This is a genomic window from Prevotella sp. E9-3, assembly GCF_022024015.1.
Classification (GTDB): Bacteria; Bacteroidota; Bacteroidia; order Bacteroidales; family Bacteroidaceae; genus Prevotella.
Genome location: NZ_CP091786.1, coordinates 3,350,300 through 3,375,061, shown reverse-complemented (window position 1 = coordinate 3,375,061; position 24,762 = coordinate 3,350,300). Strand labels below are relative to the sequence as shown.

Genomic DNA, 24,762 nt, shown 5'->3' with positions numbered 1-24,762 from the left:
ACAATACTCAGTTTCTGTGTTATGCCAGCCTCAGGTCCTCTCTGGAAGTTCTATCTCCTGACGTTCGAGCCAGGCGGGGAATTCATCGAGTGTTACGCAGTCCTCAATGCGCACATTTCCCAAGCGGGTACGGCAGAGTGCGGTAAGGAAAGCGCCGCTGCCCAAGGCAAATCCAATGTCGCGTGCCAGCGAGCGGATGTATGTTCCTTTTCCGCAAGCCACCCGGATGCTCATCTGCATGGTATCCGGGTCGAAATGGGTCAGTTCAATCTCGTCAATGCGGATTGGCTTGGCCTGCAGTTCTACATCGCTGCCCTTACGGGCCAGTTTGTAGGCGCGGTGACCATCCACCATCACTGCTGAATAGAGTGGGGGCACCTGCATGGTGTTTCCTTCAAACTGGTGGAGCGTCTGTTCAATCAGCTCACGGGTGATATGGTGCGTGGGATAGGTCATATCCACCGTATGTTCCTTGTCGAACGAGGGTGTGGTGGCTCCCAGTTGCAGTGTGGCCGTATATTCCTTGTCCTGCAGTTGCAGACTCTCTATTTTCTTTGTAGCCTTGCCTGTGCAGAGTATCAGTACTCCTGTGGCCAGTGGGTCAAGAGTGCCCGCATGCCCAGTTTTCAGTCGCTTCACATGCAGCAGTCGTGACAGTCGGGTGCGGACATAGGCCAGCGCACCGAATGACGACATGCGATAGGGCTTGTTGATATAGATGAATTCGCCTTCTTGAAAGTTCATTTAGTCAACCATTGCGAGTGAATGCCCTGTCATCAGCAGATAGATAATGATGCTGCCAACGATGATGCGGTAGATACCAAATGCCTTAAAGCCGTATTTTGTCAGGAAAGCGACGAACCATTTCATAGCCAACAGTGCCACGATAAAGGCTACCACGCAGCCCAACCCAAGCATCAGCAGGTTGTCGCTTGTTGCCCAACTGGCATCTGCTCCGTCTCCGAAGAACAGCTGAAGGAAGTCCAATGCCGTAGCAGCTGCCATGGTGGGCACTGCCAGGAAGAACGAGAATTCGGCTGCTGCACGGCGGGTAAGTCCTTGGGCCATACCGCCTACTATCGTGGCCATGGAGCGCGAAACGCCGGGAATCATGGCGATGCACTGGAACAAACCGATATGGAATGCGCGGCGCTCGGTCAGTTCTGTCTTCTCACTACCTTTATTAAATAGGCGGTCACAGAACAGCATGAAGATACCACCTACAACCAGCATTACGGCCACCACCTCAACACTCTCCAGGAAACGGTCGATGAGTCCGCCCATCTTGCCCAGGAATCCGAACACCACTGCTGGGAGGAAGGCTATAAACAGTTTCCAGTAGAAATTCCACTTGTGCATGAAAGCTTGCAAAGGTGTGCTGCCTTCAGGTGCCGGCTCGTGGTTCAAACGGAAAAAGCGTTTCCAGTATAGGCATACCACCGATAGAATGGCGCCAAACTGAATAATAATGGTGAAAGCCTTAACAAAAGGCGTGCTCTCTACACCCAGCAGGTTCTGGGTAATAATCATATGGCCAGTTGATGATACGGGCAGAAATTCTGTCAGTCCTTCAACGATGGCTATGATAACGGTTTCAATCCAGTCCATTATTTCGTATTCTCCTTATCTTTAGGTTTGTAAACTACGGCGTAAATCATCGATACAAAACCGATTAGACACACAATAGGGGCCACCTTGGTGCGGCGCACACTGAAAATGTCGGGATTGTAGGCCGTGTCGGTAGAACCGTCGCCTCCCATCAGGATAAATCCGATGATGACAACAATCATTCCTGCTGCCAGCAGGATAAAGTTCATTCGCCCAAAGGCAAGATTCTGCTTGTTCATATTTTTGATTGTTTTATTGTTCAAATCTTATACAGTTCTCCAGCTGTCATTCTCAGGAATTTGTTCACCGAGATAAATGTGCAGAACAGCATGATCAGGAAACCGAAAGCAAATACGGCCAGTCCCATGATGGTCAGTTCTATCCATGTGATGATTTCCTGTGCGCCCGGCTGGTATTGGTACAGTCCGTAAACGATGCCGCAAAGTGACGCACAGGCCAGTAATGAAGCCACTAAGCCAATGCTGATTGAACGGCGCAGGAACGGCCAGCGGATGAACGACCACGAGGCACCCACCAGTTTCATGGTGTGGATGGAGAAACGACGCGAGTAGATGTCGAGTCTGACAGAGTTGGATATCAGTGAATAGCTGACGATAATCAGCAATACAGCCAAGCCTAACAGGACGAACGAGATACGGTTCAGGTTGTAGTTCACCTGTTCCGTCAGATTCTCCTGATAGGTCACGTCAGTTACCTGTTGCTTGTTCTTCTTGATGATTTTGGAAAATTTTCGCAGTGAGTCGGCGTTGGCGTAATCGGCCTTTAAGTGCATTTCCAGTGTAGCCACAAAGGGGTTTACACCCAGAAATTCCGATGGATCGCTGCCCATTGCCTCAGTCTGTTCTTTTAGGGCCTGCTCTTTGCTGATGTAGGTCACATCTTTCACGTAGTAGGCCTCTTGAAGCTTTTTGCCCAAAGCCTTACCTTCCTTGGCTGTCACGCTGTCGCCCAGCATCACAGTCACGGTCAGATGTTCTCTGACATAGTTCGTAAGATTGCGAGTAGTTAGAACCGAAAGTACTACAAGCCCTAATAAAATCAGTACCATTGTGGTACTAATACATAAAGTAACGGCCTGCATACCTTGAGGGCGCCGGGTCGGTTTGTTTCTTTTTCCCATTAGCTAATTGGACGTATTACACCAAAATCTATGCAAAGATACTAAAGAGTTGTGAGTTTGGTGTGCGTGGTTAGGAGTTGTTAGTACTTAGCTTGTCTGTTTTAACTTTATTTTGCATAAAAACTCCTAAATATCCGCTTTCTCCACATCTTACTCTTCAGTAATTGCTTAACTTTGTCGTCGTTATGAGTACAGTTATCTATCCATCGCCTATCTTTGGCCCTATTCATAGCCGTCGCCTCGGTTTGTCGTTAGGCATTAATTTGTTGCCTCCCGATGGCAAAGTGTGTAGTTTCGACTGTATTTACTGTGAGTGCGGATTTAATGCCGACCATCGGCCAAAGCAGCCTCTGCCCACTCGTGAGGAGGTGGCTGAACAGTTGGAAACTCGTTTGCAGCAGATGGTTGCCGAAGGCCAACTGCCTGATGTGTTGACATTTGCCGGCAATGGCGAACCTACCAGTCATCCTCATTTCCCTGAAATCATCGAAGATACCATTGTCCTACGCAATCGCTATTGCCCGAAGGCGAAAGTATCAGTGCTCAGCAACTCCACGTTCATTCATAAACCTTCTGTCCACGATGCTCTGATGAGGGTCGATAATAATATTCTGAAACTGGACACTGTCAGTATCGACTATATTCAGAAGGTTGACCGCCCGACGGGTACTTATCAGTTGGACCGGATTATCGAATGCATGAAAGCCTTCAACGGACATATCATTATTCAGACGATTTTCCTGCACGGACCAGGCGTAAGTAATACGTCCGACGAATATGTCGAGCCTTGGCTGGAGGTGGTAAAGGCTATTCGTCCCCAAGAGGTGATGGTATATACCATTGACCGAGAAACTCCCGACAAGACTTTGTCAAAGGCTACACACGAGGAACTGGATGCTATCCGCGATCGTGTGATGGCCGAAGGCATTCCCTGCCAGGCGTCGTATTAAGTGAAGAATGAAAAGGAAAGTCAACATAGCTGTTTTTGTGTCGGGCAACGGTACCAATTGTGAGAACCTGATTCGATATTTTGAAGGTTCTGAATTGGCTACGGTAGTTCTTGTTGTGAGCAATAAGGCTGATGCCTTTGCTCTGGAACGGGCCCGCCGACTGGGTGTTCCTACTGCTGTCGCCGTGAAAGCAGATCTGAACAATCAGCAGTTCATGATGACCCTTCTTCAGCAGTTTTCTGTCGATTTCATCGTGCTGGCAGGCTTTCTTCCGTTGGTTCCTTCCTTTTTGGTTGAGGCTTTTCCGCGTCGCATTGTCAATATCCATCCTTCACTTCTTCCGAAATATGGCGGTAAGGGCATGTGGGGGCATCATGTTCATGAAGCGGTGAAGGCAGCAGGCGAACAGGAAACGGGCATCACCATTCATTTCGTGTCGAATGTTTGTGATGGTGGAGACATTATTGCCCAGTTCCACACATCGCTTTCCCCGGATGATTCTGTCGATGAAATCGCCGAAAAAGTTCATTCTCTGGAAATGAAGCATTTCCCGGTAGTAGTGGCTCGGGTGTTGAAAGAACTAAACGAATAACTATAATATTTCTTCTATGGAGTTTCGAACTAAAGTTGACATCCCAGAACCAGCCTTCCAAATCGAACCGATGGAATCGATGCTTTTTGTCGGTTCTTGTTTTGCAGACAATATCGGTAAGCACTTCCTTAATGAGCATTTTCCTGTGGTAATCAACCCTTACGGCACGATGTACAATCCTGCCTCAGTGTTGCATACCATTGAGCGATTCTGCGAAGAGCATCTTGCCAGTGGTGGCGAGAAAGCTTTTCCCAGAGTGGTGTTTGTCACTTTGGGTACCAACCGTATCTACCGATTGATCTCTACTGGCGAAATAGTGGATAACTGTGAGAAACGACCCCAACGACTCTTCTCCGAAGAAGACCTTTCTATCGATGAAACCGTCAATTTTCTTCGATTGTCGGTGGAATTACTGCGTGCTCACCGTCCTGATATTCATGTGGTGTTTACAGTCAGCCCCATCCGCTATGCCAAGTATGGCTACCACATCAGTCAGTTGTCGAAAGCCACCCTCCTTCTTGCCATCGACAGACTGGTGCACGATTCGAAACTCTTTGTACCCAATTCATCGCTTTCCTATTTCCCGGCCTACGAGGTGGTGCTTGACGAGTTGCGCGACTATCGTTTTTATAAGGAGGACATGTTGCACCCCACAGACCAGGCGGTTGAATACCTGTGGCAACAATTGGTTGACCATTATTTCTCACCCAAAGCCGTTGAGTTCCTAAAGGAATGGAAACCCTTGAAAGAAGCATTGGCTCATCGTCCTTTCCATCCTGAGAGTGAAGAGTATCAGCAATTTCTGGCTGAAACCAAAAGGCGTGAGGCCGAACTGTTGGCCCGTTGGTCTTGATTTGTTGTTCTGTTGGGTTGTCTCCCTTCTCCTTTTGCAACGGAATAAAATAACTACTGAAATAAATTTTGGCCATTATTTTTTGAATTTTGGCCAAAATTTAGAAAATAATGGCCAAAATTTAAAATGACCCTTTTTGCTTCCTTCATTAAGGAAGTGGCGGCTCAGTCCAAATTTTGCTAAAAATGGATTCCATTTCTTTGGCATTATATATAAAATATGTACTTTTGCAATACAATAATCGCATAAAAAGTTTTTTATAGATTTTTTTTCGTACAATAATGACCTATAGCATCGTAAAGGTGGCGACACTGATTGGTGCCCGCCGCTATGGAAGCACTGAGACCACCGTGGGATGGCTACTCACTGACAGCCGTTCACTTCGTTTCCCTGAACAGACACTTTTCTTTGCCCTGCGCACTCAGCGCAACGACGGACATAAGTATATCCCTGAACTTTATCGGCGTGGCGTTCGCTCGTTTGTAGTGAAAGAGGTACCTGATTTGGCATCTTATCCGGAAGCCAACTTCCTGCAGGTGCCTTCTCCTCTGGCTGCTCTTCAGCGACTGGCCGAGCGTCATCGTGACGAGTTCGATATTCCCATCGTAGGCATTACCGGTTCCAACGGAAAGACCATGGTCAAGGAGTGGCTGTACCAGTTGCTTTCTGCCGTAGCAGTGGGAACAGCATCTGGCGAGCGCTCTTCGTTGAATGTCACTCGTTCGCCTCGCAGCTATAACTCTCAGATTGGTGTGCCCCTTTCAGTCTGGTTGTTGGGCGAACAGTCTCAGGTAGGTCTGTTTGAGGCAGGTATCAGTCAGCCCGGTGAGATGGCTGCCCTGCGCGATATCATCCAACCCACCGTGGGCGTGCTCACTTCCTTGGGCGCCGCCCATCAGGAGAATTTCCGCTCCATGGAAGAGAAGTGCATGGAGAAACTTCAGTTGTTTCACGACACGGCCGCCATTGTCTATCCCAGCGATGATGATATTGTGAGCCGCTGCGTGCGCCGTTCCGGTTATCAGGGCGAGCGCATCGGCTGGTCGCGCATCAGCGACAATGTTGAGTTCAAGGTAGAGAGCGTTCAGGCACTGCCCGATTCCGTCTCTTCACAGATTACCTATATATATAAAGGTGTACGCTCTTCATACGTGATTCCCTTCATCGATGAGGCTTCCATAGAAAACAGTATCACCTGTGCGGCCACAGCACTCTACCTTGGGCTTACCCATGAGGATCTGGCAGAACGCATGCCACTGCTCGAACCTGTGGCCATGCGCCTGGAAGTGAAGGAAGGCCAGCGCGGTCTCACCCTCATCAACGATTCCTATAACAACGATATCAATTCGCTCGACATCGCGCTCGACTTTGTGAACCGTCGTGGCGAGGCTTCCAATAAGTTGCACCCATCGCCCATCACCCTCATACTCAGCGATATCTATCAGAGTGGCGAGTCGTTGGCTTCGCTCTATCAGCAGGTGTCCAACATGTGTAAAAACCGTGGGGTGGCCAAACTCATTGGTATCGGTGATGAGATAGCCTCGCAGGCAGCTCTGATTGATGTTCCCGAGCGCCATTTCTTCCATGATGTTGAACAGTTTGTGAATAGTACAGTGTTCAGTCAGCTTGCCAACGAACTGGTGCTGCTGAAAGGTGCACGCCGGTTCGGTTTTGAGCGCATCACCGAACTGTTGGAGCAGAAAGTTCATGAAACCATTCTTGAGGTGAACCTTCAGGCTGTGGTCGATAACCTGAACCATTTCCGTTCGTTCCTGAAAACCGACACGAAAATGGTGTGCATGATCAAGGCTGATGCCTATGGAGCCGGTGCCATCGAAATAGCCAAGACCCTGCAGGACAACCGTGTAGATTATCTGGCTGTGGCTGTGGCCGATGAGGGCGTGGCCCTGCGCAAAGCCGGCATTACTGCCAATATCATGGTGATGAACCCTGAGATGACATCATTCAAGACTCTCTTCGACTATGATCTTGAGCCAGAGGTGTATTCTTTCCGTTTGATGGATGCCCTGATTCGTGCAGCCCGCAAGGAAGGTATCACCGGATGGCCTGTACATATCAAACTGGATACCGGTATGCACCGTCTGGGCTTTGATCCCAAAGCCGATATCGACGAGCTGGTTGACCGCCTTCAGCATCAGACAGCACTTATTCCCCGTTCGGTGTTCTCTCATTTTGTGGGTAGCGATAGTGATGAGTTCGATGATTTCTCAGCTACTCAGTTTGCCCTTTTCGATGAAGGAAGTCGCAAACTGCAGTCGGCCTTCAGTCATCGCATCCTGCGCCACATGGACAACTCTGCCGGCATCGAGCATTTCCCCGAGCGCCAGATGGACATGTGCCGACTGGGCATCGGACTGTATGGAGTGGAGCCGTATGCTAGTGAAGACTCTACACTCTCCACTCTACACTCTACACTGAAAACCGTGAGCACACTGAAGACCACTATCTTGCAGATGCGCCATGTAAAGGCAGGCGATTCTGTAGGCTATAGCCGCAGAACCATTCTTGATCGCGACAGCGTGATTGCAGCCATACCTATCGGATATGCCGACGGATTGAACCGACGCTTGGGCAATCGTCATGGCTATTGTCTGGTGAATGGTCAGAAAGCGCCCTATGTAGGCAATATCTGCATGGATGTGGCTATGATCGATGTGACGGGCATTGACTGTCAGGAGGGTGATTCAGTAGAAATATTCGGTCAGGAACTTCCTGTCACCGTGCTCTCGGACATTCTTGAAACCATTCCCTATGAAGTGCTGACCGGTGTTTCCAACCGTGTGAAGCGCATCTATTATCAGGACTAATAATCTTCATGCAATATGACTGTTGACGAGAAATACATGTGGCGATGCCTGCAACTGGCCCGTAACGGGCGGCAGAACGCCAAGCCCAACCCTATGGTGGGCGCAGTGATTGTTGTTCCCATGGCTCAACAGTCATCATCCGCTACCGAGTACCGTATCATCGGTGAGGGCTATCATGTGCGTTGTGGTCAGGGACATGCTGAAGTGAATGCCTTCGCTTCGGTGCGCCCGGAAGATGAGTCGCTGTTGTCGCAGGCCACTATCTATGTGTCGTTGGAACCCTGTTCTCACTATGGAAAAACACCTCCCTGTGCCGATCTCATCATCAGGAAAGGCGTGCGCAGAGTGGTAGTAGGCTGTATCGACGAGTTTGCCGAAGTGCAGGGACGTGGCATCAAAAAACTCCGTGATGCCGGCACCGAAGTGACTGTTGGTGTATTGGAAGAAGAGTGCAAGGCACTGAACCGTCGTTTCTTCACCTTCCATCGGTTGCATCGTCCCTATATCATTCTGAAATGGGCCCAGACCGCCAACGGCTTTATCGACGATAACGGGCAGCCGCTGGCCATTTCGAATGCTTTCACTCAGATGTTAGGTCATAAGTTGCGTGCCGAGGAAGACGCTATCCTTGTGGGCCGCGTGACCAACGAGCGCGAGCATCCTCAGCTCACCGTACGCCACTGGTCGGGTCCGTCGCCCAAGCGCCTGGTTGTAGATCGTCAGCATCCGTTGAGTCTTGAAACCCTCTACCATCAGAACATTCAATCGCTGATTGTGGAAGGCGGAAGAAAAACCCTTGAGTCGTTCCTGGCGCAGAACTTATGGGATGAAATCCGGGTAGAAACCAATTTCTCGCTCACCGTCAACGGCGGTACGCGAGCCCCGCATCTGCCAGCCAATGCAGTAGTAATCTCGCAACAACAGTATGACAACAACATCATTGTGAACTATACAATAACAAGCAAGCTCCCCGATTGAGGAGCTTGTTTCTGTTTCTTCAAAGAATAATTCTCTTTAGTTATTTCCTGCCAAAGTCGGCGGGCACTTCGCCCCATTTTCCTGTTTCCCATTTCAATAGCGGGTTCTTATAGTCGTGAGTCTGAAGCCAACGCTCAGCACGGGCAATGATCTGATAGAGTTGCTCGGTCTTGGGCGTACGCTCCAATTTTGTCTTGCACTGGCGTTTCTTCACCCATAGAATGGCATTATAGGAATCGCTGTAAATAGTCTTTGTATGGAGGCCCTGCTGCCAGCAAAGAGCCAGGGCATGGACAATGGCCAGAAACTCGCCAATGTTGTTGGTGCCGTGGACGGGACCGAAATGGAATACGCATGCACCCGTCTGCAGGTCGATGGCCTGATATTCCATAGGACCAGGGTTTCCGGAGCATGCTGCATCGACGGCCCATGCATCAGCAGTAACTTCCATGGGCAAGGGAAGGATGGTGTCGTGACGATAATCGGGGGGATTCTGTAGTTGATTGGACATTGTTATTTTAATTTGGGACCAAAGGTACGACGAACTGCGTAAAAAGCCAAAAAAATACCCCACATTTTGATTCTTATTAGTAAAAACAGACTTAATAATTGCTTCATTTACCTTTTTATATTAATTTTGTGGCCAGGAATAATAGAAACTACTAACACAATGAAGAAACTATTGGTATTTTTACTGATGTTGTCGGCATCCCTGTATGGCATGTCGCAAAATGTAAGTGTGAAATGGGAACTGAGTAATCCCGAAAATCTGAATGCTGTAAAACTGACCAGCGACGGCAGTCTTTCGTCCGATCTGCTGACTTTCAGTTTTGAGAAAGGCAGCAAGATTTCTGCTGTCGATGTGATGACGGGAACGAATGCCGATACGGGCTTTGAACCCGTGACCTTCGATGTGCCTTTCTCACGATTCACTCCTGCTACACGTGTTGAGACTGCCACTGCCGGCCATGATATCACGTTTGCTATCAAACCGGCAAGCGGTCATACGCTGAAACTGACCCGTGTGAGTTTCGACTGCTCACGTGTGGGAACTGATGGCGGTGCCGTTGATGCCAACCTGAAGTATAGTGGAAAGACAAAGGCATTGAGTCCTGTGATTATTCAGCGTAATAAGATTACTGCGAATAACTCAACCGGATACGGACATAATGAGTTTACGATTGGAGATGTGCTGGTAACGGATGCCGGCATGCAGCTTGTGTTCTCTATCTATCAGCTGAATGGAACAGACGATGCTAATCCGAAGTCTATGGCATTCCGAAATATTATTGTTGAAGGCGTGGTTGACGAGCCCATCTTCGATGCGTCTCATTATATCTCCGACCTCACCTGCACGGCTAAGACGGGTACCGACGAGGCATCTACCGTCAGCCTTTATAATCTGGTGAAAGGCCTGAAGAATGGCGAGAATGCCCGTTTCTCCCAGAGACTCTATGCCGTTCCTACCGATTTCGTGGCTACACTTCAGCCGGAGCTGGCAGAGAACTATACCGTCTCTACCGAATATCTGAATGCGACCAATACGCTTAACGTCAATTTCTATAAGAAGAATTCTGGTCAGACCCGTTCTGCTGGAGTGGCAGAGTTCGGCTTTAGTGTCGGCTTTACTGTGAGCAACCGTCCACCGAAAGGTCAGCCGGTGGCATTGAAGCGCGGACTGATGGCCCTTCATCTGTCAACAGGCAACCTCATTTCCTGGCGTTCGCGTAAGAGCGACTCGCGCAACTATAAGTTCAAGCTCTATCGCGGCAGTTCGGCCACTACACAGAGTTTGAAAGTGAACAGCGGCAATTTCATCATGGGAAAGACCAACTTCCTGGATACCAGCGGAGCAGCAGGCAACTACTACAGACTGGAGGTCTATGACGATACCAATAATATCATTGAGACAGAGGTGAGCGGTCCTACATGGAGCAATCAGACCAAGTATATCACCCTGAAGGGCGGCGCTCCCACCGATCCTACATCGGCCAACGCCACCTATACGCCCAACGATGCCTCTTTCTGCGATATGGATGGTGACGGCGAATATGAGATTATCTTGAAATGGGCTCCCTCCAACGAGAAAGATGCAGCCAGCAACGGTACTACCTCGCCTGCCTTCTACAGTTGCTACAAACTTGATGGTACCCGCTTGTGGATGCTCCACACAGGTCATAACATGTTCAACTCGGCTCATACCACACCTTTCGTGGCTTGGGACTTGGATGGCGACGGCTTTGGTGAGTTTATAGTGAAAACAGCGCCTGGCGCCGTTGACGGTGAGGGTAACTATGTGCTCATGGGCAATGACGATCCTAACGAGAACCTGAAGAGCGGACGCGGCAAGCAGGATCACGGCTCGGAGTATATCACCGTGTTTGACGGAACCACCGGTGCCGAACTGCAGACCATCAAGTATCATACCGCCTATGGCGATGTATCGACCTCTTTTTGGGGCGATGAAAAACAGAACCGTTCTGAACGTTATCTGGCAGGCATTGCCTGGTTGAGCGGTGAGGATGAAAATCCTTCTGCCATCTTCGCGCGCGGATATTATAGTGGTTGTCGTATCGGTGCCTACGACTGGGACGGTGCCAACCTCACCCTGCGCTGGTTGCATAGTGGTACTTCGGCCAATGCCGGTACGGTGACTTATGCCGATGGAACGGTGAAAAATATGAACAGCTCTGTCTATGGCGAAGGTGCCCACTCGTTTGTGGTAGGTGATGTGACCGGTGACGGCAAGCAGGAGATTACCTACGGTTCGGGTGCTGTGAATGCCGACGGTACCACCCTGTATCGTACCGGACTCGGTCATGGCGATGCAACTCATCTGGGCGATTTCATTCCCTCACGCCCCGGACAGGAGTTCTTTATGGCCCATGAGAAAGGACAGTATGGCGTTGACCTGCGTGACGCCCGTACAGGAAAGATACTCGTTCGCCGTACTGCCAGTGGTGATACAGGTCGCGGACTGATGGCTCACTTCAATCCCGAGGCTGAGGATGCTTACTTCATGGATAGTGCCGATGGCATGAAAATGTTTGATGCCAGTGGCAATCAGGTGGCCGAGGTGAGCACTGGTTCGAGTGGTGCAGGTATCAACAACCGCATCTTCTGGAACGGCAACCTGGCTGATGACTATTATGACAAGAGCTATCTGGCAGTGTTCAATCCCGAGACTATGCAGCTGGACCGTCAGCAGGTGAACGGATCATGGTACACTGCCGGCAATCTGAACAACAGTTCGAAGAACAATCCCTGTGTGCTGGGCGACTTGCTGGGCGACTGGCGTGAGGAAATCGTGAACTGGTCGAAGGATGACAGCGGCAATTATCAGTTGGTGATCAACGCCACCAACTACGAGACACGCTATATCTTCCCTCATCTGATGGACGACTATGCCTATCGTGCTCAGCTCATTGCACAGAATAGTGTGTACAACCAGCCTCCTCATGTGAGCTATGATCCCCGTACAGAAAAGACGATCATCCCCGAGACCTTTGAACAGGATCCTGGAAAAACGCCAGCTTACAGATACTGGGGCGCTTTCTATACCACCTATCCGGTGATTATTCCCGAAGGTGTCAGAGTATGGTCGGTAAGCAACTGCGATGAGACCAATGACGCTGATACCCTGAAGACCACCCTGTTGGCTGCAGGAAAGATTATCCCGGCTGCACGTGCCGTGGTGTTCAATGCTTCGACAGATGCACCCAAGTTCGTTCCTACGGCCTTGAATGCCAATGCATCGGTGGGCATGGCCTATGCGAAGGGATTCTACTGCGATTCGCTGGTGGCCGATACAGAGACAGGTAAGGTTACCTATGAGTTCCGCAATGGCGACCGTGGTCCCGGTTTCTATCGCACCTATGGTCAGAAGGTGATAAAAGGCGGTAATGCATACGCTCAGTTCGGAAGTGAGAGCAAGCCTGGCCGTGAGTCGTATGTGATGGGTGCTTTCTTCAACGCTGTGCTGAACAAGGTGTTGGGTGTAGAGCAGATATTGAATACTCCCGCTTCTGCTGACACTATCTATAGCATTGAGGGCGTACGGCTGAACAAGGAACCGGCACGCGGACTATATATAAAAGGTGGAAAGAAATTTGTGAAATAGGATAACATAAAAGAAATACGTGAAATAGAGTAACAAAAAAACTGTCCTGCGGAATAAACCTGCAGGACAGTTTCTTTTAAAGTATAATTAATTACCCAAAACTTTTCATTACATTCTTTCGGGAACCTCAATGCCCAAAAGGCTCATACCGTTCTTGATAATCTTTGCCACGTTCTTGGCCAGCATCAGGCGCACGGCCTTCTTCTGCTCGTCAGGCTCGTTCAGGATAGAGAAGTCGTGGTAGAACTGGTTGAACACCTTGGTCAGTTCGTAGCAGTAGTTGGCAATGCCAGAAGGAGAGTAGTCCTTACCAGCCTGCTCGACAGCAGCACCGAACTCCGACATCTTCTGGATGAGCTCGATTTCCTTGTTACTCAGCGCAATCTGAATGTTCAGAATATTCGGAGAATTCTGATTATCCTGAGCCTTTCTCAAAATTGAGCGTATTCTTGCGTAGGTATATTGAATAAAGGGACCGGTGTTGCCGTTGAAGTCGATACTTTCCTCAGGGTTGAACAGCATGTTCTTGCGGGCATCCACCTTCAGGATGAAGTATTTCAGGGCACCCATACCCACGATGCGGGCAATCTCACGGCGCTCCTCCTCAGTCATATCGTCAAACTTGCCCAGCTCCATCGATGTCTTGTAGGCATCCTCTACCATCAGGTCCATCAGGTCGTCGGCATCTACAACGGTTCCCTCACGGCTCTTCATCTTACCGTTGGGCAGTTCCACCATACCGTAAGAGAAGTGTACCAGCTCCTTACCCCACTTGAAGCCCAGACGGTCGAGCAGGATAGAGAGCACCTGGAAATGGTAGTTCTGCTCGTTGCCTACTACATAGATCATCTTGTCGATGGGGTAGTCCTTGAAACGCATCTCGGCAGTACCGATGTCCTGAGTCATATATACTGAGGTACCGTCACTGCGGAGCAGCAGTTTCTGGTCCAATCCCTCGTTGGTCAGGTCGGCCCAAACACTATTGTCTTCATGACGCTCAAAAAGACCTTTGGCCAGTCCTTCCTCAACCTTTGCCTTACCCTTGAGATAGGTCTGAGACTCATAGTAGATCTTGTCGAAGCTGACACCCATCTTCTTATAGGTCTCGTCGAAACCGGCATACACCCAGTTGTTCATCTTTTCCCACAGAGCGCGAACCTCGGGGTCGTTGTTCTCCCATTTCACCAGCATCTCGTGAGCCTCCTTGATGAGTGGAGCCTCCTGCTTGGCTTTCTCCTCGTCCATGCCCTGAGCCATGAGTTCCTTCACCTCCTCACGGTAGTGCTTGTCGAAAGCCACATAGTAGTCACCGATGAGGTGGTCGCCCTTCTTGCCAGAGCTTTCAGGAGTTTCGCCATTGCCATATTTCAGCCATGCCAGCATAGATTTGCAGATATGAATACCGCGGTCGTTGACGATGTTAGTTTTCACCACCTTGTTGCCGTTGGCCTCCATGATCTGTGCCAGCGACCAACCCAGCAGGTTGTTGCGTACATGACCTAAGTGAAGGGGCTTGTTGGTGTTGGGTGAAGAATATTCAATCATGACAAGAGGCGACTCTTCTGTAGCCTGTTTCATACCGAAACGGTCGTCTTTGTCAATAGCTTCCAGCAATTGCAGCCAGGCACCTTCGCCAACACTGAGGTTCAGGAATCCTTTTACTACATTAAACTTATCTACGGCAGAACAGTGAGCCACTAAGTATTCGCCAATCTCTTGTGCTGTTTGTTCGGGACTTTTGCGAGCAGCCTTCACAAATGGGAAGACCACCAAAGTCAGGTTACCCTCAAACTCGCTGCGTGTCTTCTGCAGCTGTAACATCTTCTCGGTAGCATCCATGCCATAGAGTTCCTTTACGGCCTCTTTGGCAGCATTGCTAATCAACGTCTCAATATTCATAATAGCTATTTTGAATTCTGGGGTGCAAAGTTACGAAAAAACGAGAGAAGAACAAAAGAAACGGGTTTCTTTTTTCTTCCGAGTGACAGTAACTTCGGCGATAGCCAAAGTTACGAAAAGTCGAGTGAAATGCAAAATAAAAAAACTATTTCTTGCGTACAACGAACCAGAGATGCATGAGGATAGTGCTGACGAGTCCGTAGTGGCGGCGCATCACGTCGAATCGCTCAAAAAGTGACTCCAGGTGATGGCGCGTGGTGGCCCCTTCCTGGGTATAGCATGCCACTATCTCATTAATATTATATAATGTAAGACCGGCACGCTCGCCCTCATGCATCACCCGAATGCACCAGTCCACATCGGCTGAATACTTGTAGCGCATGTCAAACGGGGTGGTCTTGGCCAGGTCGGTGCGGGCATAGAAAGCCTGATGGCACACCAGCATGCCGTGGCGGAACGAGCGCCAGGTGAGGTGGGCAGGCGGCTGCAGTCGGCGCAGATGCAGGAAACGGCCTTCATTGTCAACGATATTCGTGTTTCCGTAGAGCACGGCAGGCATCTCGGCTGAAGGGTTCTCCTTGAGTCGGCATTTGTGTACAATCATTTCCAGTGTGTCGTCCTGTGGAAAGAAATCGCCGGCATTCATAAAAACGACATAGTCGCCCGAGGCTTGCGATAGCCCCTTGTTCATCGCATCATAGATGCCATGGTCGGGCTCGGAGTGAATAATGATTTTGTGGCCGGTGCCCGTTGTGTCGTTGCGCTGTTTGTAGGCTTTGGCCAACTGTAGGGTGTTGTCAGACGATGCACCGTCAATGATCAGGTGCTCTATGTCTTCATAAGTCTGCTTGAATACACTCTCGAGGGTACGGCCTACACAGTCTTCAGCGTTGTATGTAATCGTGATGACAGTAAATTTAACCATGATTTGAAATGGAATTGTAGAGTTCGATGTAGCGATAGGCTACGGTGCTCTCAGAATAACGGCGGGTAACACTTCGTCTGAGGTCGCGAGGCGAAATGTTGGCATTCAATGCCCAGCGAATACCGTCTGCCAGACTTTCGGCAGAGAGGTTGTCAGCCAGATAGCCGTTCTCCTTATGGTTGATGATATCGTCGGGACCGCTGCCACGGAAGGCCACAGGAAGCGAGCCGCATGCCTGCGCCTCTATCAGTGTCTGTCCGAAGGTCTCGTAGTGCGAGGCAGACACCGTTGCGTTGGCTGCCGAGTAGATGAGCGACAAACGGTCTTCATCATCTATATACCCTTCGTGCGTATATTTAATAGGTATCTGTTGCAGCAGTTCCGGATTCTTGATGCTTCCAAAAAGAATCAGTCGGATATCATCAGGGTTGATGCTCTTTTGGTTCTTGAGTATATTTAGGGCCGACAGCAGGAGGTCGAAGCCTTTGATGGGCTCGTCGATGCGTGCCGCACCGAACACAATCACATACGACTCGTGGATGTCAAGGGCCGTACGGGCATCGTTGCGGTCGGTAAGCACAAAACGGGTGAGCGAAAGAGCGTTGGGAATCACTCTGATGGGGAAATGACCAATCAGGGCGCTGTTGCGGGCACGATTGGCCAGCCATTCGCCTACGGCCACGAAGTTCAGGTTCTTGGCACCTTCCAGCATGCGCTGCTTGTTTTTGAAGGTACGGGTAGATAAATCGTTGGGGCCGGCCTTTTTAAGAAAAGGACAGTCGTGGCATTCCGACTGGTAGTTGTCACAGTTGTAGGCATGATGGCAGATGCCCGTGGCGGGCCACATGTCGTGCATGGTCCATACAACAGGCTTACCGCTGTTCAGAATCTTATGGATGGTGTGAAGAGAAAGAAAACCCTGGTTGATCCAGTGCAGGTGAATAATGTCGGCCTCGCGAAATTCCTGCGTCTTCGTGATGTCGATGCCTGTGTTGGCAATTGAAATCTTGAAGAGATTATCACGGTTGAACTTGTTGTTCAGCCAGATAATGGCGCGCTCCCACAGAAAATTCCACTTGTTGCGCAAAGAAGTGCCCGCCGTACCTACATACAGGGCATCGCTCTCTTTGTGCAGAACCAGCATCTTCGCTTTCACGCCATTGTCTATCAGAGCCTCTGAAAGACGGCCTGCTGCAATGGCTGCTCCACCTGTTCTCTCACTTGTGTTTACTATCAGTATTTTCATTCGTGCCACAAAGGTACATATTAATTTGAAAATATGATATAAAAATGCAGAAGAATTGACTGTTATCGCACACAATGGGTTGATGTAGGTCAAGAAGAATGGTTTTTTATGCACTTATTCCATTAAAATTATTGCTTGATATTGAAAATCGTCGTACCTTTGCATCGTCAAAAGGTTAATAGATTGTTTTAGGTTAGTAGTAATATTTATAGTTTTAGGTTTTTAGTTATTGGTAAAAAAGAAAGTTTTCAACTGTAGGATAACAGGTGGTCGCTGTGAAGCTCCCATTTAAACTTTCAAATTTTTGGTTGAGTCTAAGAGTAGATCCCGTTTGCAAGTCAAATTCGACTGCAGCGGAATCGAAACTGGACGAAAAAGACAACCGGAGATTTGTTTAAACTGAAAAGGATTTTTAGTTAAACATAGGCTTGTTTCGCTGTGGCTCGTGAGAGTTGCGGCGAACTTTTTTTTGCTACCACTGTTATTTTGAATTTCAGCCATAGTTCTATTGACTCTCAAAATGATGTCGGTTACTGTGTAATGTAATATACCTTTCACTTTAATAGTGCAACGGTTGAAATAAATTATAGCTATAATTTTCGCGATTATAGCTATAATTCTTCTAATTTTAGCTATAATTTATTTCAGCGTGATTTCTGTCTTAATGCAACAGTCGCTCTGTTCCGTCCCAATCCTTTGTCTTTTTGTCGGCAACAGTAAGAGATCATGCGTACCTTGTGGAAATAATAATTGAAAAGACTTGGGTAATTTCTGGATAATGTGTATCTTTGCAATCAAGTATTGCTGAAGGCACTGTTGTTCGAGCTTTGCTCGCTTGCTTCTTTGAGGGATGCAAGAATGGTGCCAATAGTCCCTGAGCGCAGGGAGGCAGTATGATTTTTGTGGAAATAATATTAGCGTTAGTGCTATATTCGGTGATGTCCTAGAACCTCGGAAATTCAAACGACATTTCTAATTCGAATAAGTACCAGCGCCTGCGCGATAGCGTGGGCTGGACTTATCATTAGAAATGGGTCATCCGAGGACCTTAGGACATCGATAGGGGCGGTTCACGCTTTTATTGTGTCCTGAGGTTCTTCGTTGAGAACCCATTATCATCCGAAAAGATAGTCCTTTCGCTCCTAAAGCTATAGCGTAGATATGTCAGACATACCTATCTCGTCCCACTTTTTTACTAACCGTGGTGGGAATACGTTGATGAAAGAGTTTGAGGGCATACTCCAGAACAACCCTCAAGTGAAGAATCTTGATGCTGTCGTTGGTTTCCTTCGTGCGTCGGGCTATTTTGCTTTGCGTCCCTTTCTTGACGGAATCAATAAAGTGCGCATTCTGATTGGTATTGATGTTGACAAGTACATTGCACGTGCTCATCAGAAAGGCGAACTCTTTTTTGGAGCAGAGGAGGAAGTAAAGGAAGAATGTCTAAGACTACTTAAAGAAGATATTGAGAAGTCTCACTACACCAAGATAATTGAAGATGGTATGCTTCAGATGGTGCAGGACTTGATAGACGGCAAATTAGAACTTCGTGCACATCCGTCAAAGAAGATTCATGCTAAATTTTATATTCTCTATCCAGATAATTTCAATCAACACACTTTTGGTGCTGCGATTACTGGTAGTAGCAATCTTAGCGGCAATGGTCTTGGACTTGGTGATGACAAGCAATATGAGTTTAATGTAAAACTGACTCAATATGAGGATGTCGCATTTGCCAAGAACGAGTTTGAACTTTTGTGGGAAGAGGCCAAGAATGTACCCATCAATGCAGAGGACTATCAAGCCACACTCGACAAGACCTATTTGAAAGGCGATGTCACCCCTTACGAGTTATACATTAAAATGCTGATGGAATACTTCAGCGACCGCGTGCTGGCCATTGACCAAGATGATCCTTTCGATATGCCTGAAGGCTATAGCAAGTTTGACTATCAGGCAGATGCCGTAATAGAAGGCTATCAGAAGCTGATGCGTTACGATGGTTTCTTCCTGGCTGATGTAGTAGGTCTTGGCAAGACGGTGATTGCGACGATGATTGCCAAGAAGTTCTTGATAGAGAACGGCCTGGAGCACACCAAAATCCTCGTAGTTTATCCGCCAGCCGTTGAACAGAACTGGAAGACTACGTTTAAGGATTTCGGAATCGATAAATATACCCGTTTTGTAAGCAACGGCAGTCTCGCAAAAGTGCTTGACGAAGACAACTACGATTACTGGAATGCTGACGAATACGACTTGGTTCTGGTTGACGAGGCCCATAAGTTCCGCAATCATACCACAGGCGCTTTCAATCAGTTGCAGGAAATCTGCAAGATGCCTCGCCTTGAAACAGGCTATATTCCGGGCTATAAGAAAAAGGTGATGCTGATTTCAGCAACACCAATGAATAATACACCAGCGGATATCTACTACCAGATACTGATGTTCCAAGATCCGCGTCATTGCACGATTGATGGCGTGCCCAATCTCACAGCCTTCTTCTCACCTTTGGTGGTGGAGTTCCGTAAGTTCCGCAAGCAGGAGAACTTCGACCTGAAAGAGTTTAAGAAACTGGCCGAGAAAGTGCGCGATAGGGTCATAAAGCCTCTGACCGTTCGCCGTACAAGAACCGACATCGAGAACATCGCGCGATATAATAAAGATGTGAACGGATTCCCCAAAGTTGACAAGCCCATCAAGAAGGAATATGAATTGAACGACCACTTGGCCAACCTCTTTGAAAAGGCGATGCACATTCTTGACAAGGAACTGACCTACGCCCGTTATCAAGCCATCGCCTATCTGAAACCCGATGCTGCCCCAGGACTCTACGACAATGCGGAGGTTATCAGCCGCAGTTTGGCAGGCATCCGCAAAAACGGCTTGGTAAAGCGTTTGGAAAGCAGTTTCTATGCCTTCTGCAAATCGCTGAAAGCCTTCCGTCAGGCCAACGAAAACATGATAGACATGTGGGAGAATGATAAGATATTCATTGCCCCCGACTTGGACATCAATGCGCTGATAGAGGCTGGCTACAGCGAGGAGGAGATTGAGCAGAAGATGAACGAGAAGGCAGAGGTGAATCCCAAGAATGCCTCCTTCCAGAGAAAAGACTTCGATGAGGATTATATCGAGCAACTGAGACACGACCAAGCGTTGCTTGACGATATGTGGCTGGAGTGGGAATATATCGATGACGATGACGACTCGAAGTTTGCCAAGTTCGAAGACTTGCTGAAGCATGAGCTATTCAAGAAGGAACGTAACCCAGAAGGAAAGATTGTGGTGTTCTCAGAATCCGTTGATACCGTTGAATATCTGCAGCGCCGCATTAATCGCCCAGACGTATTGGTGATTTCCTCACAGAACCGCAGCCAGCTGTTCAAGACCATCCGCGAGAACTTTGATGCCAACTGGAAACAGAAGAAGAATGACTATAACATTATCCTGACAACAGATGTGTTGGCGGAAGGTGTCAACCTACATCGCTCAAACATCATCATCAACTATGACACGCCTTGGAACGCTACACGACTGATGCAGCGCATAGGTCGTGTGAATCGTATCGGTTCTACGGCAGGCATCATCTATAACTACGTATTCTACCCATCGCGTCAGGGTAATAAAGAAATCAAACTCAATCAGATAGCGTTGAGTAAGATTCAGACATTCCACACTACGTTTGGTGAAGACAATCAGATATATTCTACAGAAGAGATTATTGATCGCGACCTTGATAAGCTTTTCAAGGAAAGCATCAAGCGCGAACAGGAAGATCGCAACTTGGAACTGCCTTTCTATGAAGAATTGCGAGCACTCTATCAGCAGAATCGCAAAGAGTATAAGCGCATTGAAAGGTTGTCGCTTCGCAGTCGTACAGGCCGTGAACCTCGCGAGTTAGAAGGGGTAACTTTGTCAGGTGACTCATTGGTATTCCTCAAAACAAACTTCCGCAAACTGTTCTATCTGGTGAACGACCAGCAGACACGAGAGTTGTCTGTGCTCGATGCACTCAACTATTTCAAGGCCAAACCGGAAGAGAAAGCCGTTCCTCGTATCCCACAACATCATGAGCATGTTGACAAAGCCCTGAAGAAATTCAATAAAACCAAGGAACAGGAACTGCACGAGGAAGAATCGAATCAAAGCCAACGTAGCAATCTTGGTGCTCAGGTTACGACGGCTGTCAGCCTGCTAAACAGCATGCTGCCCCATATAGATGATGGCGACACTCGCCTGAAGATTATTCAACTGAAAGAGTTGACTGAAAGAGGCACCATCACCTATATTGCCAAGCGCTTGCAACGTATTCAGAAGGACTTGCAGCGTCAAGGTGGTAGCAAAGCGAAACTGACCTTTGAGGATGCGCTAAAACAAGTGCTCGACATGGCCAACAAATACAATACCTATTATCGCGAGAGTCAGCATGCAGAAGAGGAATCGGCTGCTGTCATCATACTATCAGAATCTTTTAAAGACTAATGTCCTATGAACTATAAAGAAGTCATCGAATCGAGATACAATCGTCAGAACTGGCAATTGCTGTTACATGACATTTTTGGCAATAAGATAAAATTCTGGAATACGCCATCAACGATTCTTACCAGTAGTCAGTTTGCCAAACAGGCACTTTGGCTGGGTACCATCACATTGAGCGACAACCAGACTATCAGCATCTACGAAGTCGAACTTTCTGATAGCGTAGATATTGAACGCAATCGAAGAGGTATCCGCGATATGTTGCTGACTGATTGGCGAAACAATGGCAATGCTGGAGCCTTTATGTTCTGCTATCGCAAGAACGAGAGTGTGCTTCGATTCTCTTACGTTAGTGAAGCCTGGACGTTTGCCGATGATGGCAGCTACCAGAAAGAATCCACCGATGCCAAACGCTTCACTTATTTGCTTGGTGAGGGGCATCGTAGCCGCACCGCCATTCAGCAGTTTGAGAAACTGCGCGACAGTAGTCTTACGTTGAAGGATTTGACCAAAGCCTTCTCTGTAGATGCTGTCAGCGATATGTTCTTCAAGGGTTATAAGCAGCAGTACGAAGATATCATCTTCTTTATTACTGGTAAGCGGATGGTGAAGGTTGCCAACAAGTGGGAAGAACGTCAAGAAGGAAAGCCTAATGCGTATATCATGCAGCAGTTTGCCAAGTTTGACAATCAAGAGAAAGCGATTCGTGACTATGTAAAGAAACTGATGGGACGACTTGTATTCCTCCAGTTCCTTCAGAAGAAAGGCTGGCTGGGTGTGCCTGCTGGTGCAGAATGGGGTACGGGTGATGCGGAGTTCATACAGAACCTCTTTGCTCAGACAGCAGATAAAGACCACTTTATCGATAACGTTTTAGAGGCGCTTTTCAACGATCTCAATAGCGAGGATGAAAAACAACTTCCACAATATCGTACACCCTATCTTAATGGTGGCCTCTTCGAGCGCGATGTCCAAGATGAAACCAACTTTCCTCTTCCAGGCAAGTATATGAAGCAGATGTTGGACTTCTTCAGTAGTTACAACTTTACCATTGATGAGAACGATCCTGATGATGCTGAAGTAGGCGTTGACCCAGAGATGCTTGGCAGAATCTTTGAGAACCTGCTCGAAGACAACAAAGATAAAGGTGCATTCTATACGCCTAAGGAGATTGTAAGTTATATGTGCCGTGAGTCTTTGATAGCCTATCTTCAGACAAACATAGAAGATGAGGCAACGAAGGAGGCTCTTCGTCAGTTTGTAACCACTCATGATGTCAAAGCTCTTGGAACTAACGACAAATTCCGTCAGCAAGTGGATGAGGCTCTGAAGAATGTCAAGATATGCGACCCTGCTATTGGCTCTGGAGCATTCCCAATGGGCTTGCTGAAAGAACTCTTCCTTTGCCGTACAGCCCTTGAAGGAATTACACAAAGCAAAGCAGCAGAAATCAAGAAGCATATCATTCAGCAAAACATTTATGGAGTTGATATCGAGCGTGGTGCTGTTGACATCGCCCGCCTCCGCTTCTGGCTCTCTCTCATTGTTGACGAAGAAACGCCACAAGCTCTGCCCAACCTCGACTTCAAGATTATGCAGGGTAACTCGCTGTTGGAGCAGTACAAGGGTGTTGACCTATCTGCAATGACTGCGTCAAAATGGAATAAGACAGATTCATTGCTAATATTTGATAATATGCTTGATTTTTATAGGCAAGAATTGCGAAAAATGATACATCAATATTATGATTGCACAAACCATAATGCAAAAGTATCGCTCAAACGAGCCATTATTGATAATGTAAAAAAGCAAATGAAAGAACAACATATAGATTTAAGCACAATAGACTTGAATTTAGATGGAAATAGTCAGTTCTTCCTATGGCATACATGGTTTTACGATGTTTTCTCACAGGGTGGTTTTGATATAACGATAGGTAATCCCCCCTATGGTGCCAAAACTACTTTATATGAAAAAAGTGCTTTTAAAAAGATTTATAATTCTGCAAAGACTATTGCTGGCAAGCAGAAAGGCTCTACTGATACGTTCAGCATCTTTATTGATTTTGGATATCAGTCAATAAAGATACATGGTGTGTCAATGTTTATTGTTCCATTAAGCATAACTGCGTCTGATGCGATGTCTGGGTTACACAAATTGTTAATAGATAATTGTAAGGAAATATGTGTAAGCTCCTATGGTGATCGACCCAAACGTATTTTTGAGAGTGCCGAACAACAAGTCTCAATCATTGGATTTAGAAAAACAGGAACTACATGTAGACAATTAATGTCAACACCTATTAATAAAAGGTATTCCGATGAATCTCTTTGGGTTTTGCTTGGAAATTTGAAATTTATTAATGTGTTGAAATATGTTCGTAACGGTAGAATACCCAAAGTTGGAGATAGTATTGAACTTAATATATTAGAAAAGCTTCATTTGGTTAAGACTGAATTGAGTGGACTATATTACAAGAATAGTACTCCAATTTATTACAGGAAAGCAGGTGGCAGGTATTATAAAGTCATAATGAAAGAACCTACTCATTCTGCTGCTGAAGGAAACATAAGTGTTCCCCAAAAATACGCTAACCTTGTTGGCGCAAGCTTATCTAGTAATCTATTCTATTGGTTCTGGCTTATACATTCTGACTGGCATAATTTAAGGACATCAGAATTGGCAATGTTTCCAATCCCGTATCAGTCTTATACAGATAGGGATTTGGAAGAAATAGGTAATTTATATGACTCATATTTAAAAGATTTACAAAAGAATAGTAAAACCATGAAATCAGGACTGAGATGTTTTTATGCTCGAAAATCAAAATCCTGTATTGATAAAATTGATAAGTTTATAGGCAAGAAATACGGTTTGACAGATAATGAAATTGAATACATCATTAATTATGATATAAGATACAGAAATTCTGACGAATAACTACTATATTATGACCAAACTTGAAAAACTATACAGCATCATAGAAAACTCTCGCGAAGTGGGGGTGAAGCTGAGCAAGGATTTCCTTCAGTATAATCATGGGTACGGTTCTCTTGATCATTTTGACAGGACAAGATGCGCGGGGCAGATGAGTGGCATCTGAAGTCTGATGGAAGATAAATGAGGGCTGATGGAAGAAGGAT

17 protein-coding genes are annotated in these 24,762 nt (G+C 47.4%); 9 read left to right on the top strand and 8 right to left on the bottom strand.

The annotated features are described in order from the left end of the window. Positions 1-30: 30 nt before the first annotated feature. From truB to L6475_RS13065, 4 genes are read right to left on the bottom strand one after another with little or no spacing between them, the layout of a single operon-like run. A complete protein-coding gene (gene truB, locus L6475_RS13080) occupies positions 31-744 on the bottom strand; it encodes a tRNA pseudouridine(55) synthase TruB (RefSeq protein WP_237820747.1) in 714 nt (237 codons plus the stop codon). Then, positions 745-1,608 (bottom strand): undecaprenyl-diphosphate phosphatase, encoded by an 864-nt coding sequence (locus L6475_RS13075; protein ID WP_237820745.1) that lies wholly within the window; start codon positions 1,606-1,608, stop codon positions 745-747. Further along, complete coding sequence (locus L6475_RS13070) at positions 1,608-1,847, bottom strand: DUF3098 domain-containing protein (protein WP_237820743.1); 240 nt, start codon at positions 1,845-1,847, stop codon at positions 1,608-1,610. Before L6475_RS13070 ends, L6475_RS13075 begins: the two co-directional genes overlap by 1 nt. A 20-nt stretch (positions 1,848-1,867) precedes the next feature. After that, on the bottom strand, positions 1,868-2,749 hold the full coding sequence (locus L6475_RS13065) for an ABC transporter permease (RefSeq protein WP_237820741.1): 882 nt from the start codon (positions 2,747-2,749) through the stop codon (positions 1,868-1,870). A gap of 185 nt (positions 2,750-2,934) precedes the next feature. On the opposite strand from L6475_RS13065, the gene L6475_RS13060 reads away from it, so the two are divergent. The 5 genes from L6475_RS13060 (at position 2,935) to ribD (ending at position 8,950) form a co-directional block, all read left to right on the top strand. Then, positions 2,935-3,699, top strand: a complete 765-nt coding sequence (locus L6475_RS13060; protein ID WP_237820739.1) for a radical SAM protein — start codon at positions 2,935-2,937, stop codon at positions 3,697-3,699. A gap of 7 nt (positions 3,700-3,706) precedes the next feature. Next, positions 3,707-4,291, top strand: a complete 585-nt coding sequence (purN, locus tag L6475_RS13055) for a phosphoribosylglycinamide formyltransferase (protein ID WP_237820737.1) — start codon at positions 3,707-3,709, stop codon at positions 4,289-4,291. Positions 4,292-4,307: 16 nt separating this feature from the next. Next, complete coding sequence (locus tag L6475_RS13050; RefSeq protein WP_237820735.1) at positions 4,308-5,144, top strand: GSCFA domain-containing protein; 837 nt, start codon at positions 4,308-4,310, stop codon at positions 5,142-5,144. Between the two features lie 281 nt (positions 5,145-5,425). Next, positions 5,426-7,972 carry a bifunctional UDP-N-acetylmuramoyl-tripeptide:D-alanyl-D-alanine ligase/alanine racemase gene (locus L6475_RS13045; protein WP_237820733.1) on the top strand — a complete coding sequence of 849 codons (2,547 nt, stop codon included), beginning with the start codon at positions 5,426-5,428 and terminating at the stop codon, positions 7,970-7,972. A 15-nt stretch (positions 7,973-7,987) separates the two neighbouring features. Further along, positions 7,988-8,950 carry a bifunctional diaminohydroxyphosphoribosylaminopyrimidine deaminase/5-amino-6-(5-phosphoribosylamino)uracil reductase RibD gene (gene ribD / locus L6475_RS13040; protein ID WP_237820731.1) on the top strand — a complete coding sequence of 321 codons (963 nt, stop codon included), beginning with the start codon at positions 7,988-7,990 and terminating at the stop codon, positions 8,948-8,950. A 40-nt stretch (positions 8,951-8,990) separates the two neighbouring features. Here ribD and L6475_RS13035 read toward each other — a convergent pair whose 3' ends face one another. Next, positions 8,991-9,461 carry an RNase H family protein gene (locus tag L6475_RS13035; protein ID WP_237820729.1) on the bottom strand — a complete coding sequence of 157 codons (471 nt, stop codon included), beginning with the start codon at positions 9,459-9,461 and terminating at the stop codon, positions 8,991-8,993. 159 nt (positions 9,462-9,620) lie between these two features. Between L6475_RS13035 and L6475_RS13030 the strand changes: the two genes are divergently transcribed. Further along, positions 9,621-13,070 carry a hypothetical protein gene (locus L6475_RS13030; protein WP_237820727.1) on the top strand — a complete coding sequence of 1,150 codons (3,450 nt, stop codon included), beginning with the start codon at positions 9,621-9,623 and terminating at the stop codon, positions 13,068-13,070. Positions 13,071-13,178: 108 nt separating this feature from the next. On the opposite strand, the gene argS is transcribed toward L6475_RS13030, so the two are convergent. From argS to L6475_RS13015, 3 genes are all read right to left on the bottom strand, one after another. Then, the gene (argS, locus tag L6475_RS13025) at positions 13,179-14,969 is read right to left on the bottom strand and encodes an arginine--tRNA ligase (protein WP_237820725.1); all 1,791 of its coding nucleotides are present in this window, start codon (positions 14,967-14,969) and stop codon (positions 13,179-13,181) included. 145 nt (positions 14,970-15,114) lie between these two features. Beyond that, the gene (locus tag L6475_RS13020) at positions 15,115-15,894 is read right to left on the bottom strand and encodes a glycosyltransferase family 2 protein (RefSeq protein WP_237820724.1); all 780 of its coding nucleotides are present in this window, start codon (positions 15,892-15,894) and stop codon (positions 15,115-15,117) included. Continuing rightward, on the bottom strand, positions 15,887-17,140 hold the full coding sequence (locus L6475_RS13015) for a glycosyltransferase (RefSeq protein ID WP_237820722.1): 1,254 nt from the start codon (positions 17,138-17,140) through the stop codon (positions 15,887-15,889). The genes L6475_RS13020 and L6475_RS13015 overlap by 8 nt, the downstream gene beginning before the upstream one ends. A 1,218-nt stretch (positions 17,141-18,358) precedes the next feature. Between L6475_RS13015 and L6475_RS13010 the strand changes: the two genes are divergently transcribed. From L6475_RS13010 to L6475_RS13000, 3 genes are read left to right on the top strand one after another with little or no spacing between them, the layout of a single operon-like run. Further along, positions 18,359-21,622, top strand: coding sequence for a helicase-related protein (locus tag L6475_RS13010; RefSeq protein ID WP_237820720.1), 3,264 nt, complete (start codon positions 18,359-18,361; stop codon positions 21,620-21,622). Positions 21,623-21,628: 6 nt separating this feature from the next. Then, positions 21,629-24,559 carry a DNA methyltransferase gene (locus L6475_RS13005; RefSeq protein WP_237820718.1) on the top strand — a complete coding sequence of 977 codons (2,931 nt, stop codon included), beginning with the start codon at positions 21,629-21,631 and terminating at the stop codon, positions 24,557-24,559. 10 nt (positions 24,560-24,569) lie between these two features. Next, positions 24,570-24,722, top strand: a complete 153-nt coding sequence (locus tag L6475_RS13000; protein WP_237820716.1) for a hypothetical protein — start codon at positions 24,570-24,572, stop codon at positions 24,720-24,722. Positions 24,723-24,762: the final 40 nt, after the last annotated feature.